Source organism: Deltaproteobacteria bacterium, assembly GCA_019309045.1.
Taxonomy (GTDB): Bacteria; Desulfobacterota; Syntrophobacteria; order BM002; family BM002; genus JAFDGZ01.
In genome coordinates this window covers 37,296-53,111 of record JAFDGZ010000013.1, presented here as the reverse complement: position 1 = coordinate 53,111, position 15,816 = coordinate 37,296, and the positions used below count along the sequence as shown (strand labels likewise).

Here is a 15,816-nt window from a genome sequence, read left to right as displayed (position 1 = left end):
AATATTCTTTTCACGAGGCCGCATCCAGCAGGCTGGCGCTTGCACCGAGTTAGCGGTTGATGCCCGAGGCCCTGATTGAAGACACAGGGCAGTGGCCGCACCAACCGCTGTCCCCTATGCCGACAACCAATACCTGATAACCCTCACAGCTTTTTGCCCTGCGCCTTGCGCCCTGAGCCCAATGCCCTCGCAACGGTAGAAGGCCCAGGGCGCAGAAATAGATATCAACACAGGACAACGCAGGCTAAAGCCTGCGGCTACCAACATATTGCCGTGATACCTGCCGATAACTGATAACCCGACCCAGCCTCCTCTTGTCACGGCGAAGTTTGACGTAGCCGGAAGCCGCAGGCGAAGCCGGAAGCCTCCTAGCCTTCAAAGCGGAAAAGGCCTGATCTATCAGGTCGTGGCTATAGAGCCTCTCCTACGAATTGGTTTTTGAAACCTGAGAACTGATAACCCGAGGCAGCCGAAGGCGCAGCCGCCAGCCGCACCTTGCGCTGCCCGGGATTGGTGGTGTAGACTCTTTTCTCCTCCCAGAGAGCCTCGCGCTCTCGTAAAATATGCAGCGTTCTGTCGGGGTCCTGCACACTCATCGCCGTGAGCAGCGCATTTACCAGGCTGGTGGCAGCAGTGAAGGATTCGATAAAGGAGTCCAGCCCGCAGTGCGCTGTAAGCACCCAGTTGGCGTGGCGGGCCAGGGGCGACAGTGGCGAATCCGTGATTACCCCCACCCGGGCTCCCTGCGACCAGGCATACTCTACAATCTCCAGGGTGAGCCGGGTGTAGCGGGGAAAACTGATGCCCAGCACCAGATCCGCTGCCGTCAATCCCTGGAGAAGATCCCACAATTCTCCATGGCCCGGCATCAGGAGCTGGGCCTGCTTGCCGAGAAAGCGAAGATAGGTGGCCAGGGTCAGGGCCGGCGCATGGGCCCCCCGCAGCCCAACCACAAAAATCCTCCTGGCAGCCTGCAGGTCTGCCACTGCCTGGGCAAAGATTTCGATGGAGATATCCCTCAGGGTGTGGGAGAGATTCTGGATGTCCTCCTGCAGGACTCGCAGCACCACATCTCCCTCGTGTCCTGCCCTGTCTACGGTCTGTTCCAGCCGGGTTACCGTGGACAGCCTGTCCTGCAGAGCCTGGCGGAATTTTTTCTGCATGCCGGGATAGCCGTCAAACCCCAGTGCCTGCGCCAATCTCACCACTGTGGCCTCGCTCACCTCCACTCTGCGAGCGAGTTCAGAAGCAGTGAGGAAGATGGCCTCCTCGTAGTGGTTCATGATGTACTGCATGATCCGTCTCTGGGAAGGAGTGAGTCGAACGCGATTTTCCACAAGCAGTTCCTGGAATGGCATGAAAAAAATCCTTCATAAAAAAATTTTGTTGCATTTTTACATAACAATTTACTAGTATTCCCGTCAAACTGAAAATGAGGGGGTGCAGGTTGTCCAGGACAGGCTGGCCGAAGCCAGCAAAAACCAGCACCTGGAGCAGCGCTCTCGACGAGGTGCGGCAGAAAGCTGCGCTCCCGCAAAGACAATTTCAACAGGAAAGGAGCCCACAGTTAAAATGTCAACGGTAAAGCAAATCAGAGAAAAGCTCAAGAAGGTAGACTCTACCAAGATCTTCTTCACGGATCTCAATGGCAGACCCAGAAGCTTGCCAATAAATCCGGCCAACATCGAAGGCATCCTGCAGCACGGCATAGGCTTCGACGGCAGCTCCATTGCGGGCATTACCACGGTGGACGACAGCGACCGCCTCCTGGTGCCGCTGCCGGAAAGCTTCAAGGTAATCAGCTTCAGCCAGGAAAACCTGGCCTTTTTTATTGGAAAGATCATCAATGCACAGGGGGAGCGTTCAAAGTCGGACGCCCGAGCTGTACTGGAAAATGTTCTCAGCAGAGCTGAAGCCGACTATGGCTGCAAATTCCTGGTGGGTCCGGAGCACGAGTTCTTCCTGTTGAAGGGCAACGAATTCCATGAAGACATTCACTCGGACAGCGCCGGCTATTTCCATGCCGATCCCCACGACAAGGGCGAGATAGTCAGGAAGCGGATCATCGAGGTGCTGGCCGACTGCGGCATTCAGTTCGAGAAGGCGCACCATGAAGTCACTGCTTCGCAGCACGAGATAAATCTGGAGTGCGGCGACCCTCTGACAGTGGCTGACAGAACCGTGCTCTTCAATTATGTGATGCACAAAGTGGCGGCAGAGTACGGCCTGCACGCTACCCTGATGCCCAAACCCTTTGACGGCCAGAACAGAAACGCCTTCCACATCCATCTCTCTGTGATGGATCTGCAGGGCAACAATCGGTTCTACGACCCCGAGGCAGTACACAACCTGACTCCATTCGCCCGACAATTCATCGGCGGCATATTGAAATATGCCAGGGAGACCTCTATTATTATGGCCTCGACCTTCAATTCCTACAAAGCCTATGTCCTGGAAAGAGAGGCCCCTGTGGTGAGGGGCTGGGGCTTGAAAAACAGGAGTTCGATGGTGCGGGTACCTTACACCAGCAACCCACAGAGCACCAGAATCGAGCTGAGAAATCCTGATCCCACCGGCAATGTCTACCTGCAGTTTGCCACGCTGATCAGCATGGGGCTGCAGGGCATAAAGGAGGGCCTCGACTGCGGTGAACCTGACATTGGCAGCACCTACAAAAAGAGAAGAAAGTACCGGGTGTGGGACAGACGCTATCTGCCCAGGTCAATGTACGAAGCCCTGGTGGAGGCGGAAAGGAGCCGACTGCTGAAAGAAATACTGGGAGAGCGCATCTACAACAACTATCTAGGCCTGAAAATAGCTGACTGGGAAGAGCACCGAACCCATGTGACTCCCAGAGAACACCAGAAGTACTTGCACATATGAACTGGTCCGGAGCGCCGAACACCACCAGGGCACGGCAGACAGGCCACAGGCATCAGAAAGAAGAGAGCAGCTCTTACTCTGTCTGGATGCCCGGTGTATTGTCGGCCATCTTTGCGGACCCTGACAGCGGCAAGAAAGAGACTGCCGCCCCAGAGGAGTAACAGGAAATGGAAGAGTGGATCGTCCAGCTGCAGGAAAGTGTAAACACCCTTGAAAAGCTCAAGCAATACATCAACGTTTCACCCGAGGAGGAAGAGGGCATCACCACCCTGAATACCAAGTGGGGTACCACACCATACTTTGCCTCCCTGATGGATCGCCACGACCCGAACTGCCCCATCAGAAAGCAGGTGGTGCCTTCCGTGAAAGAGAAAGAAAATCGCTATGGCATTCCCAACTACTTGATCTGGAAGGAAAACCGTGCCACCGACGAGGTGAGGCCCGACAGCATTGCCCGGCAGTACTACGATCGCATTGCCTTCACCATTACAGATATGTGCGCCAATTACTGCAGGCATTGCTTTCGCAAGGAACTGGTGGTGGACCGCGATCTCAAGCTCCGCATGGATGTGGAGGAGGGCCTGCAGTGGATCCGGGAGCACCAGGAAATTCGCGACGTGCTCGTCACTGGCGGCGACCCTTTTGTGCTCTCGGACGAAAAGATCGAGTACATTATTCGCAAACTGCGCGAGATACCCCACATCGAGATGATTCGCTTCGGCACCCGCACGCCCATTGTGCTGCCGCAGCGGATCACTGACGGCCTCAAGAAAGTGCTCGGCGTCTACCACAAGGTGCCGATCTGGGTGAACACCCAGTGCAACCACCCCAAGGAACTCACCGAGGAGACCGCCAGGGCAGTCTTTGATCTCCTCTCCTGCGGGGTCAATGTGGGCAACCAGGCAGTGTTGCTGAAAGGCATAAATGACGACGTGGACACCTTCAGGAAGCTGCACCAGAAGCTGCTGGCGGTCAGGATCAGACCATACTATGTCTTCTACTGTGAGCCTGCCCCGGGAATCGACCACTTCCGCACGCCGGTGGAGAAGGGGGCAGAGCTCATCCGAGACGCCATCCGCGGCCACACCACGGGTCTGGCCCAGCCCATGTACGTCATAGCGACCAACATCGGCAAGATTCCGCTGATGCCCGACTACTACATTGTGGACAAGAATGAGAAGGAATATACCCTGAAGAACTACAAGGGCGAGATAACCACCCTGCCGAATATTCCGGAGTAGGGGTTATTGGTTATCGGTTGTCGGTTATCAGTTATCAGGTGTCGGGTGTCGGGTATTGAGTTGTCGTCTCAGGGCCACGGCTGCGAAGTCCGTATCGGCAGACGGCTATCGCAACGTGTTTATATGGCCTGTGCCTATTGCTTGCTGGTGAAGACGTCGAGGGCAACGGTCACGAAGCCGGTATCGGCAAGGGTTCGCGGCAACGGTTCCAGGATTCGCCGAATGACGTAACCCACAGACGAAACCGGCATCGTAACCATGGCCGTGGCCCTGGAGGTGAAGGGGTAACGGCAACGTGTTAAGACTGCCTTCTCCGTAAGGAAAAGCTCTTTAGCCTCGACCCAATAGATCCGACTTGTTCCGATTGGCAGCACGGTTGAAATCTATCCTCGACAAAGATAATCGGAAAATGGGCCATTTCACTGGATCGTGGCTAGAAAATCGCTTCTGTCAAGTTCTGAGGCGACAACCAATAGTCGGTAGCTCAAGAACCGCTATAAAACTCCGTCCCCAAAAGAGACCTGGCTACGCTGGGTCTCTACCTGCATGCAACAAGGGCTTTGTCAGCCATTCAAAATTTCCATGGCTTCCTCTAGATAGCACTCGGTAAGGTATGGAATACCAGTAACCTTGGCGCACTCTTCAGTGAGCGACATGAGCTCGTTTCGGGAAATGGCTGGCACCGAGAAACAACGGGCGCCAGCCATCATCTGCTGGAGGCCAACTCTGAGCTTGTCGATGTAACTGAAAATACCTACAGCCCCCAGTGGGATGTTCTTCATTTCATCCTTTCCCACGATATCACTGACCTGCTCCCAGCATATGAAAATCTCTTCCGGGGTAGTGCCAAATTGACTCACTGTTTTGGGAAGTTCATTCTTCATCCACTTGGAGATATTTTTACCCACCATACCAGGAATCATCAAGGCCCGGCCCATACAAACCGCTTTCACGAATGGCGCACCCAGGGCGAGCGCCTTGAATATTCCATCTTCACTGGAAAATCCACCTGCAAATGCCAAATCAGGAACTCTCTCGCCCCTGTCCTGCAAGATCTTGCTGAACTTGTAGGCCATAGAGTGAATATATAAACTTGGGATGCCCCACTCTTCCATCATGCGCCATGGTGACATTCCCGTGCCTCCTGGTGCTCCATCAATGGTGACCAAATCTATCTGGGCCTTGGAACCCCACTTTATAGCCATAGCCAACTCTCGCAATGCGTAGGCTCCTGTCTTGAGAGTAATGCGCTTGAAACCAAGATTTCTGAGTCGTTCGACCTCAGCGTAAAAGCCTTCCTCTGTGAGGAACCCGAGTCGACTGTGGCGCTCGAACTCCTTGATTGCTCCACTGGCAAAGGCTAGCTGACTGGCTGGCAAAGAAGGGTCTGGAGTTACAATGTAGCCACGTCTTTGCAGCTCCTGCGCTCTTTCCAGGTTGTCGACTTTGATCTCGCCGCCAATGCACTTTGCACCTTGACCCCACTTGAGCTCTACGTTGTCTAGGCCGTGCTTGTCTATTATGTACTCGGCAACGCCGAGTCTAGTATCCTCGACGTTCAACTGGACAAGCATTTCACCATAACCCTGATGGTAGCGGCGGTACTGTTCAATACGGCGGTCCATATCGGGAGCACTGGTTACCCGACCATGTTTGCCCAGTTCCAGCTCGGGATCGATGCCGCAGACGTTCTCACCGCAAATGAGTGTAATGCCGCTAATGGCCGCTCCCACGGCAAAATGTTCCCAGTTCCTGCGGGCTATCTCTGTAGAGCCTAAGGCGCCAGTAAATACAGGCACCATTATTTTCACTTTGCTGTTCCAGCCGTACTCCGTTTCTGTACTCACCGAAGGAAAGGTTGCGGTGTCCGGGCCGGCAACAACTCCTTCAGGCATGCCACGGGCACCCATCGCGTATCCCTGGATGTTGAGATGTGAGTAATCGATGGGATAGTCCTTGTCCGCTCCCGCCGTTACCTTACCGAACGGACCAGGGTAGATGACTTCGCGGCCTCGGAAGGCCGCCTTGAAGACCTCGCAGTTCCCTCGACAACCATCAACACAACGTGAACATAGGCCGGACATGGGTACAACCGATTTGGATCTGTTGAATGTTTTGGTAGCGTCATTCGCATTTGGCCGTTGAAGATTCATACTGGTATTCCCCCTTTCCCAATTCTAGATAAGCTAGCGCTTACCCTAAACAAAAGTCTCAGGTGTTCATAAAAACCGAAAGGCGTCACGTGCACAGAGGATCACCCTTGCAACGGACGCCTTTGTCGAAGCAAAAAACCGCACACCATTATGCGGAATTTACTCTCACATGATGTTCATCTCTTTATTAACTTGCATTAGTCCACGAAGTCAAGAATTTTTTGGGAAGGTGGGGGCCGCTGAACTGTTTTGAAATGGGCATGAGTGAAAAGTGGCGCTAGAAGCCTTCAGACAAGAGGATAGCTTCCGCCACATCGCGCATTGATTTGCGCGAGTCCATGCTGCGCTTCTGGATCCAGCGGTACGCCTCTCGACCGTTCAGGTTCCGCCTGCGCATAAGCACCTCTTTTGCCCTCTCGATCAATTTGCGGGACTCGAGCTCCTCCTGGATCACCTTGGTCTTTACCATGAGCTCGGTGTTGACAATGGCCACAGCCGCTTGATTTGCCACAGTAGTGAAGAGGTTTTTTTCAGTGTCGCTGAATTCGTGCTCTTCTGAAGTGTAACAGTTGATCACACCCACGACTCTATTCTTTACACTCATGGGCACACTCAGCATCGAGACCAACCCCATTTTCCTGGCCAGCTCTTTTTCCTTGAACCTGGGCTCCCGGAGCACATTCAGCACCTCGTAGGGTTGATTGGACTTCGCCACAAAACCCACCACTCCCTCGCCGAGCTTCAGGGAGCGCTCCTTGATGTAGTCGCTGTCAATGCTCTGGGTGGCGCGAATGGTGAGCCTCTTGGACTTTTCGTCCAGGAGCCACAGGGAGCAGACCTCGGAGTTCATCACCTTGGCAGTGACTATGACAATGAGGCGCAGGATGTCTTCAATGTATTGATCGGAGGTGATGGCCCTGCTGATCAGGGTGAGGGCCTCAATGGTTTCCTCGAAAGAACTGCTGTCCATAATTCACATTCACTGCCCTGGCTGCCTGCCAGAGGGTAACAATGTGCACATTAATCCTGCTGGGCAGCACGAAAAGCTACACCCTAGTGAATAATATCACCCATACGGCGCCAGCGCACCCCGAAATGATCATGATCCCAGGACCAGTATATGAGAAAGGCCTTGCCCCTGACGTACGACATGGGGACAAAGCCCCATACCCGACTGTCAGCGCTCTCGTTCCGATTATCCCCCATGACAAAGAGATGGCCGGCAGGCACCACCACGGGTCCGAAATTTCGCAGCAGACCGCTGCCGCTGTATGGTGAATTCCCGTAAAAGGCATGCGGATCAGGCACTGGCTTGCCATTGAGATACAGCTTGTTGTTGACGAGCTGCACCTGATCTCCCGGCAAACCAATTACCCTTTTAATATAGTCCTTGCTGGGATCCCGGGGGTATTTGAAGACAATCACGTCTCCCCGCTCGGGCAGGCGTACCTTGATGAGGGTCTTGTCGGTAAAGGGCAGCTTCACTCCATAGATGAACTTGTTCACCAGAATGTGATCTCCCACCAGCAGGGTGGGCTTCATGGAGCCGGAAGGGATCTTGAAGGCCTGCACCACAAAGGTCCTGATAAACAGCGCCAGGAGAATGGCAATGACAATCGCTTCGAAGTATTCGCGGGCGGTGCTTTTCTTCTTTATCTTCGTTCCTGACAGTGGTTCGGTGTCCACGGCTTCCTTGCGATGTTTTACTGTGCCAGCCATGTCAAACTAGTTCCTTTCACACAACCACCTGTTGCATATCAACTGAGCCCTGAGCACGGGACCTGATAATTGGCTTGCCTCCAGAGCGCGGCTCGAAACGGTTCGAGTCTAGCACGAATTTTCTAAATAGCAACTCCCAAGCGTCAACCATTGCTGTCCGGGCCTGCGGACTCAGACAGGTCAAATGCCTTCTCCACTGCTGCTGCTCCAGCCTGAGCAGCTTTCTCTGCTGACTGTCTGACAACTGCAAACCCTCTGCTGCTCTGAGCTCAGCCAGCCGCTGGCTGCAGGGTGCTCGAGCTGCGGCAGCCACACGATTGGCCTGATTTTTGCTTTATTCTGGCGAAAACAGAGTGACTATGGAAAATTGCCCAGCTGCAGCTGCTGGAGGAAAGGACGAGGGCAGCCAGAAAAACAGGGAGACGTTGCCGCTGTGGGCAGGCACTGGCGAGGAGAGAGCATGGCTCTCTGCTGCCCCCTAAAATCTCTCCGGCCATCGAGAAAAAGGTTTGACATTCTAGATATATATCGATAGTATGACAAAAATTTTCATATACCCTTTGTTCAGACCCGGCGCTTACCCATTACAGAGAAGAGGCCATGTTCGGGAAAAAAGACTCGCTCATTGGTCTTGACATCGGCTCGCATGCCGTCAAGATCGTGCATCTGGTGCCTGCCAAAGGCGCCCACCGGCTCAAACACCTGGGAATGAGCCTGCTGCCACCCAACGTCATCGTGGATGGCTCCGTCAAAGACCACGAGGCAGTCCAGACAGCCATCAAGAAGCTGCTCCGCCACCTCAAGGTGAAGGAGAAAAATGTGGCGATCTCCATTTCCGGCTACTCTGTCATTATAAAGAAGATTGATCTGCCCCAGATGACAGAAGAAGAGCTGCTGGAGAACATCCAGGTGGAGGCAGAACAGTACATTCCATTCAATGTGGAGGACGTCAATATCGACTTCCAGATCCTGGGGTCTTCTCCTGAAAAAGAGGATCGCATGGAAGTAATGCTGGTGGCTGCCAAGAAAGAGGTCATCGAGGATTATGCCAACCTGCTCAAACAGGCAGGCCTCACGCCGCAAGTGGTGGATGTGGACTTTTTTGCCCTGGAAAATGCCTTCGAGGCCAACTATCCCACTGCTGAAAGCGGCGGCGTGGCCCTGGTGGACATCGGCGCCAGCAAGATGAACATCAACGTCCTGAAAAACGGCGTTTCCATGTTTAATCGCGACGCTTCCATCGGCGGCTACCAGATCACCCAGGATATCCAGGAGCGCTTCGGCATGGAATATGAGGAGGCTGAAAAGGTCAAGCTGGGACACTCCACAGAAAAAGTGCCCTTGCAGGACCTGGAGGCCATGTTCGTCTCCGCAGCAACCAGCTGGTCTACTGAAGTGAAGCGAGCAATCGACTTTTTCTATGCCACCTACCCGGATGAGGTGATCAACAAGATCTTTCTGAGCGGCGGCTCGTCCAGGCTCCCCGGACTGGACAGCCTCCTCAGCAAGGACACCAACATCCCGGTGGCTCACTTCAGCCCTCTACACAGCATTGAAATAGATCAAAAGACTTTTGATCCCGAATACATAGACTATGTGGCTCCCCAGTTTGCGGTTGCCGTAGGCCTTGCACTCCGACGGGTAGGTGACAAATGATCAGGATCAATCTATTACCTGTACGCCGACGTAAGGTTGAGGAAGTCGTCCGCAAGGAAGTCTCGGTCTTTTTCTTGCTGCTTCTCTTCTGTGTCGCTGTGATGGCCTTTGTGCACATAGATCGCAGCAATGAGATCACTCGCATGACTCAGGAGAAAAACAGACTGGAGCGAGAAATCAAGAGACATCAGACCCGGCAGAAGGAACTGCGGGCCCTGGAAAAGAGAAAAAAGATACTCCTGCAAAAGCTGCAAATCATCAGGAACCTGGAGGCCAATCGAGATCTGGTGCCGCGGGTGCTCGATCAGCTCGCCTCGCTGGTGCCCTCTGACAAGATGTGGATACGCAAGCTGGAGCAGAAAGGCAGCAACCTGACTGTGGAGGGCATAGCCCGCGGCAACGAGACCATCGCCCAGTTCATGGAGGCCCTGGCCAGGTCACCGATAATTGATGCCAACAAGGTGGTGTTGAAGCAATCCAAGCAGACCGTGATCGAAGGATACAAGCTCAAGGAGTTCCAGCTAACCTGCAAGGTGGTGCCTCCCAAGAAAAAGGAGACGCCGAAACAGGACAAGATGAAAACGGCAACTAACCTTTCAGCCCGCGCTTCATGAAGTAAACAGATGCGGGACAAGGAATGGAGCTCATGGCTGTAGATGCGAAAAAGGGCCTAGGCAGCGTGAAACTCCCCAGCTTACCCTGGAGCAGACTGGCAAAACTGACCAGGCTGCAAAAGGTGCTCATCTGTGTGCTTGTGCTGCTCCTTTTGTTCGCGGGGTTTGTCTGGCTTTTCTACCTGCCCCAGAAGAATCAACTCGAAACGCTCAGAAATGACCTGTCAAGAGCCCAGAGCCAGCTGGCAAAACTGCGGCAGGTGGAAAAGAACCTGCGCAAATTCAAGAAAGAGTACAAAGAAACAGAGGCAAAATTCAAGAAAGCTCTGCAGCTGCTGCCCAACAAGGACGAGATCCCTGGCCTGCTGACAAGCATCTCCAGCCTGGGAGCGCAGGCCGGCCTGGAGTTCCTGCTCTTCAAACCGCAAAAGGAAGTGGCCAAGAATTTCTATGCGGAGATTCCCTTGAAACTGCAGGTATCCGGCCCCTATCACAATGTTGCCACCTTCCTTGATCGCATGAGCAGATTGAACAGAATAGTCAATGTCAGCGACATGAAGATGACCTTGCTGAAAAGGCAGGGCGATGAAGTCATCCTCAAGACTGACTGCACTGCGGTGACTTACAAGTTTGTGGAAAAGCCACCGGAGAAGAAGAAAAAAGGCTCCAAGAGAAAGAAAAAGAGAAGGTGATTTTTCTCGGGCGGAGAGACGCCAGCCCGAGTGGTCGACAAACAGAGACATTGGTGCGGCCAAGGTGGACGCTACCACAACCTCAGAAGGGGCGAGGCAAAACAGAGCGTCAGTCTCTGGCGAGCCCGGCATGAGGAAATGAACAACGTGACCGAAACGAGCCCAGTGGAAGGAGGAGAGGCATGATGCATGCTCCAGATTACCTGAAGCGAGGGAGCTTCATCTGCATAGGGTTGCTGGCCCTTGTGCTCTGTGCCCAAAGCTGCGCCACCCCATCGCATACGCAGCCTGCTGCCAAAGAGGGGGTGGAGAAACCTGTTGCGGCTGCGGTCACCCCTATGGAACTCGAGGACATTCGCCTGGACCGTACCGATACCACGCTTGACATGGTGCTCGTTGGTTCGGCTGCCCTGTCCTACACCGCCTTCAAGGCCCTGGATCCTCCCCGGCTCATTATTGATCTGCCGGCCACCACGCTGGGCAATATTGCCTCTCCGCTGCCTGTTGTGGACAACGAAGTCGTCAGCTCCATCAAGCCAACAGTATTGAACCAGGATCCCCTGCCGATGACGCGGGTGGAGGTGGGGTTGAAGAAGGAAATTCCTTATGACATTGTCCAGTACGACAATGAAATAAGGGTCAGCTTCGCCCTGGAAGCTGCGGCAGCTGAGGCCCAACCAGAGGTGGAGGTCTATCCACCTGAGCCGGCTGTGGCGGAAAGCACTGCCCAGCAAGAGGCTGCCCCTCCGCCAGCTGTACAGACCAGCGCACCCCTGGGCGAGGCCAGCAAGATCGTGGCCGTAAAACCTTTCACCGAGGGCCAGACCGTCAAGGTATATCTGGTGGCAGACGGCAGGCTGCCGGCCTATACCAGCTTTCCTCTGCTGAAGCCGCCGCGGCTGGTGCTGGATCTCAAGGGAATCAAGGCGGCAGTGGGGAGGAATTCTCTGCCGGTTGACAGCCCCCTGGTCAACAAGATCAGACTCGGCAATTACCCTGACAAGGCCCGGGTAGTCTTCGACCTGGTGCCTGCTGCCGGCGTACCCTACTCCATTACCCCTGCTGACGACCGGCTGGTGGTCACCTTTGAACCAGGGCCGGGCTTTGCTTCCCGAGCAATGGCCGCCACTGCCCAGCAGCCCGAGGCAGCAAAGCCAGCAGTTGCTGTGGCAAAACCTGCACGTATAGAGTCCATTGATTTCCGGCTGCTCGACTCCGGCACATCGCGCCTCAGTGTGCGGGCCGACCGCGTGGTCAGTCCGGTAATCCAGGTAACCAGTGACAAGAGCCTCTCTCTGGTTCTGCCAGATTCGGTGTTGCCCGACTACCTGCAGCGCTATATCGATACCGGCCAGTTCGCCAGCGCTGTCAACCTCATCAATCCCCGCCCAGTAGCCGACAAGCCCAACATGGTGGCTCTCGATGTGCGTTTGCGCGAAATGGTGCCCTATCAACTCTCACTTCCGGGCAAGGAAATTTACCTGGATTTTGCTCCTTCGGCTGTGCCGCCGCCAGCGCCAATCAAACTGGGAAAACCAGTGACTGTGGTGGAAGCGCGAACTCCAGCAGCTGCTGCTCCTGCGGCGGAGACGCCAAAGAAAGCTGCGGCACCTTCGGCCGTCGCCGCTGGAAGGATGGAGATCCAGAAGACAGCACCGCCGGCAGCCCCGGCTGCCCAGGGCAGCCCCCCGGTGGTCCAGGTTCGAAGCCTGGACAAGAAATATACCGGCGAGAAGATATCTCTTGATCTGCAAGACGTGGATGTGGCCAATGTTCTCAGGCTGCTTGCTGACGTCACCGGCAAGAATATGGTAATCGATCCCAGCGTCAAGGGAAAGGTTACTCTTAAAGTGGAGAGAGTGCCCTGGGATCAGGTGCTCGACCTGGTGCTGAAAATCAACGGCCTCGACAAGGTGGCCGAAGGCAACGTCATCCTGGTGGCCACCTCGGAGAAGATCAAGAAGCAGCGCGAAGCCAAAGTAGCCGCCATTAAAGCGGAACAGGAAAGGCTCGCCGCAGCAAGAGATCTGGGCGAAATCACCACTGAATATCTCCAGGTCAACTACGCTTCAGCTGAGGATGTAGCCGGTCAGATCGACAAGATCAGAAGTGAAGAGGGCCGCATCTCGGTTGACGAGAGAACCAACCTGATCATTTACAGCGACTATCCCAAGCGCATTGAAAACGCCAGGGACCTCATTGCTCAGCTGGACCGGCCAACACCGCAAGTCATGATCGAGTCCAGAATAGTAGAGGCCTCCACCAACTTCAGTCGAGACCTGGGAATCGACTGGAACGCCAGCTACACCATCAACAGTCTGACCAACAGGCTTGGAGCACCGCAGGTAATCGATGCGGCGGTGAGTGCACCGGTGGCATCGATAGGCACCCTGGGAGTCAATTTTACCAGAATGGGTACCAACCTGTTCGAACTGGATCTGAGACTCTCTGCCCTCGAGTCTGAGGGCGAGGTGCGGCTCATCTCCAGTCCGCGCATTTTTACTCTCGACAATGTGAAGGCGAGCATCCAACAGGGTGAACAGATACCGTATCCACAACAGAGTGAGGACGGCATCTCCACAGCTTTTGTGGCTGCAACCCTGTCTCTCGACGTTACGCCGCACATTACCCCGGATGACCAGGTTCGCATGGAGGTCAAGGCCAAAAACGACTTTGCCGACTTCAGCAGGACAGTTAACGGCGTGCCCGCCATCAACACCCGGGAGGCAACCACCGAACTCATGGTGGGCAGCGGCAACACTGTGGTGATCGGCGGCATTGTCAAGCAGGACAGATCCTGGACTGAAGACAGGGTGCCTTTCCTGGCCAAGATTCCAGGGCTGAGCTGGTTGTTCAAGAGCCGTCTGGTCAGCGACAACAAGACCGAGTTGCTGATCTTCCTGAGCCCCACCATTGTCAGGGGCGACAGGTTCAGCACTGAGGCTGCCAGGTAGACCTCCTTCGGCTGCCTCACTACATCACTGTAAACAGCAAGCACCGCAAGGTCAGTTAGTGAAAGATCTGCGGTGCTTTTCTTTTTTCCCGTATTGTTGTCCATGACTGGCCAGAGTGACACCCCGGACTAGCAGCCAGACTCTAGAGGAAACATCTCCAGCCATCCCCAGCCCGAGCCGCCCAGGGTGCTCCAGATTCAAAGGAGAAACACCGAAGGTCCCGCCAGAGAATCAAGTTTTAAAAATGACAATTTTGTGATAAATGTTGCCAGAGTGTTATGTATGCCAGGGAAAAGAGACTGACGTGAAAAAGATCGAGAAAATAACCGCCCTCTACGAGATCGCCGAGGCCCTGAACGCCACCATGGATCTGCGCAAGTCTCTCTATGCGGTGCTGCACATCCTGTCGCAATCAATGGGCATGACGCGCGGCACCATCACCATTCTCAACCGTCTGCGCGATGAAATACGCATCGAGGTGGCGCACGGCCTCTCCAGGAAGGCCATACAGCGCGGCCGCTACAAGCCCGGCGAAGGAATCACCGGCAGGGTCATCCAGCAAGGAAAAGCCATTGTCGTGCCCAAGATTAGTGAGGAGCCTCTCTTTCTCAACCGCACCGCCAGCCGGCGAGCCCCTGACCAGGAGCTGTCATTTATCTGTGTACCCATCAAGAAAGGCCAGCAGGTAGTGGGGGCTCTCAGTGTGGATCTTCCCTACAATGCCTCCTTCGACCTCAAGGCCGGGCAACGGCTGCTCTCGGTGGTCTCTACCATGCTCGCACAGCGGGTCATCAATCTGGAAACCCTGCAGATGGAGAAGGAGGCTTTGCGGGAGGAAAACCAGCGGCTGCATCAGCTGTTGGCTGACAAACACAGCATCACCAATATTGTGGGCAACAGCAACAAGATGCGGGAAGTCTTCCAGATGATCTCGCAGGTGTGCCGCAGCAATGCCACTGTGCTTCTCCGCGGTGAGAGCGGCACAGGCAAGGAGCTGGTAGCCAACGCCATCCACTACAACAGCAAGAGGGCCAAACAGCCCTTTATCAAGGTCAACTGCGCTGCCCTGCCGTCAACCCTTATAGAAAGCGAGCTCTTCGGCCATGAAAGAGGCGCCTTCACCGGCGCCATCAGACAAAAACGGGGAAAATTCGAACTGGCCAACAAGGGCACCATCTTTCTTGACGAGATCGGCTCGCTGAGCACGGACCTGCAGGTGAACCTGCTGCGCGTGCTCCAGGAGAAAGAGTTCGAAAGGGTGGGGGGAACCCGGACCATCAAGACCGATGTGCGCGTCATTGCTGCCACCAACAGGAATCTCGAGGAGGCTGTGGCAGAGGGATCTTTCAGAGGAGACCTCTACTATCGTCTGAACGTCTTTCCCATCTACCTGCCGCCGCTGCGGGCGCGAAAGACCGACATCCTCCTGCTGGCCGACCATTTCCTGGAAAAGTATGCCGAAGAGAACCACAAGGATATCAGGAGATTCTCCACGCCGGCAATCGACATGCTCATGCAGTATCACTGGCCCGGCAACGTGAGAGAACTGGAGAATTGCATCGAACGGGCCGTGCTCCTCTGCGAAGGCGGCGTGATCAGAAGCTATCATCTGCCCCCCACCCTGCAGACGGGTGAAAAGTCAGACACCCTGCCGAGTCGGGGCCTCGAAGAGGCAGTGGCCGAGGTGGAGCGAGAGATGATTATCGACGCCCTGAAAAACACCAGGGGCAACATGGCCAAAGCAGCCGACCTGCTGCAGATCACCCAGAGGAAGTTCGGCTACAAGGCCAGGAAGTACGGCGTCGACTATCGGCAGTACAGGTGAGGCGGTTGGTGGTTGTTGGTTATCAGTTATCAGTTATTAGTTATCAGTTATCGGTTATCAGTTATCGGTTATCAGTTGT

The 15,816-nt window shown here is 54.8% G+C and carries 11 protein-coding genes; 7 read left to right on the top strand and 4 right to left on the bottom strand.

What is annotated here, in order from left to right; translation table 11 throughout:
• Window positions 1-410: 410 nt before the first annotated feature.
• Entirely contained in the window at window positions 411-1,358 is a 948-nt protein-coding gene (locus JRI89_04730; GenBank protein ID MBW2070541.1) for a MurR/RpiR family transcriptional regulator, read from the bottom strand.
• Between the two features lie 214 nt (window positions 1,359-1,572).
• On the opposite strand from JRI89_04730, the gene JRI89_04725 reads away from it, so the two are divergent.
• On the top strand, window positions 1,573-2,883 hold the full coding sequence (locus tag JRI89_04725; protein ID MBW2070540.1) for a glutamine synthetase: 1,311 nt from the start codon (window positions 1,573-1,575) through the stop codon (window positions 2,881-2,883).
• Between the two features lie 167 nt (window positions 2,884-3,050).
• A complete protein-coding gene (locus JRI89_04720; protein MBW2070539.1) occupies window positions 3,051-4,124 on the top strand; it encodes a KamA family radical SAM protein in 1,074 nt (357 codons plus the stop codon).
• A gap of 563 nt (window positions 4,125-4,687) precedes the next feature.
• On the opposite strand, the gene JRI89_04715 is transcribed toward JRI89_04720, so the two are convergent.
• The 3 genes from JRI89_04715 to lepB all read right to left on the bottom strand — a co-directional run bounded on the left by JRI89_04715 (window position 4,688) and on the right by lepB (window position 7,996).
• A complete protein-coding gene (locus JRI89_04715; GenBank protein ID MBW2070538.1) occupies window positions 4,688-6,277 on the bottom strand; it encodes an FMN-binding glutamate synthase family protein in 1,590 nt (529 codons plus the stop codon).
• Between the two features lie 277 nt (window positions 6,278-6,554).
• Window positions 6,555-7,247: a GAF and ANTAR domain-containing protein gene (locus JRI89_04710; protein ID MBW2070537.1), complete on the bottom strand. Its 693-nt coding sequence runs from the start codon at window positions 7,245-7,247 to the stop codon at window positions 6,555-6,557.
• 83 nt (window positions 7,248-7,330) lie between these two features.
• Window positions 7,331-7,996: a signal peptidase I gene (gene lepB / locus JRI89_04705; protein ID MBW2070536.1), complete on the bottom strand. Its 666-nt coding sequence runs from the start codon at window positions 7,994-7,996 to the stop codon at window positions 7,331-7,333.
• 600 nt (window positions 7,997-8,596) lie between these two features.
• Between lepB and pilM the strand changes: the two genes are divergently transcribed.
• The 5 genes from pilM to nifA all read left to right on the top strand — a co-directional run bounded on the left by pilM (window position 8,597) and on the right by nifA (window position 15,737).
• On the top strand, window positions 8,597-9,652 hold the full coding sequence (gene pilM, locus JRI89_04700; GenBank protein ID MBW2070535.1) for a type IV pilus assembly protein PilM: 1,056 nt from the start codon (window positions 8,597-8,599) through the stop codon (window positions 9,650-9,652).
• Entirely contained in the window at window positions 9,649-10,266 is a 618-nt protein-coding gene (locus tag JRI89_04695) for a PilN domain-containing protein (GenBank protein MBW2070534.1), read from the top strand. The genes pilM and JRI89_04695 overlap by 4 nt, the downstream gene beginning before the upstream one ends.
• A 32-nt stretch (window positions 10,267-10,298) precedes the next feature.
• Window positions 10,299-10,958 carry a type 4a pilus biogenesis protein PilO gene (locus tag JRI89_04690; protein ID MBW2070533.1) on the top strand — a complete coding sequence of 220 codons (660 nt, stop codon included), beginning with the start codon at window positions 10,299-10,301 and terminating at the stop codon, window positions 10,956-10,958.
• A 182-nt stretch (window positions 10,959-11,140) separates the two neighbouring features.
• On the top strand, window positions 11,141-13,912 hold the full coding sequence (gene pilQ / locus JRI89_04685) for a type IV pilus secretin PilQ (protein ID MBW2070532.1): 2,772 nt from the start codon (window positions 11,141-11,143) through the stop codon (window positions 13,910-13,912).
• A 304-nt stretch (window positions 13,913-14,216) separates the two neighbouring features.
• A complete protein-coding gene (gene nifA / locus JRI89_04680) occupies window positions 14,217-15,737 on the top strand; it encodes a nif-specific transcriptional activator NifA (GenBank protein MBW2070531.1) in 1,521 nt (506 codons plus the stop codon).
• Window positions 15,738-15,816 lie beyond the last annotated feature (79 nt).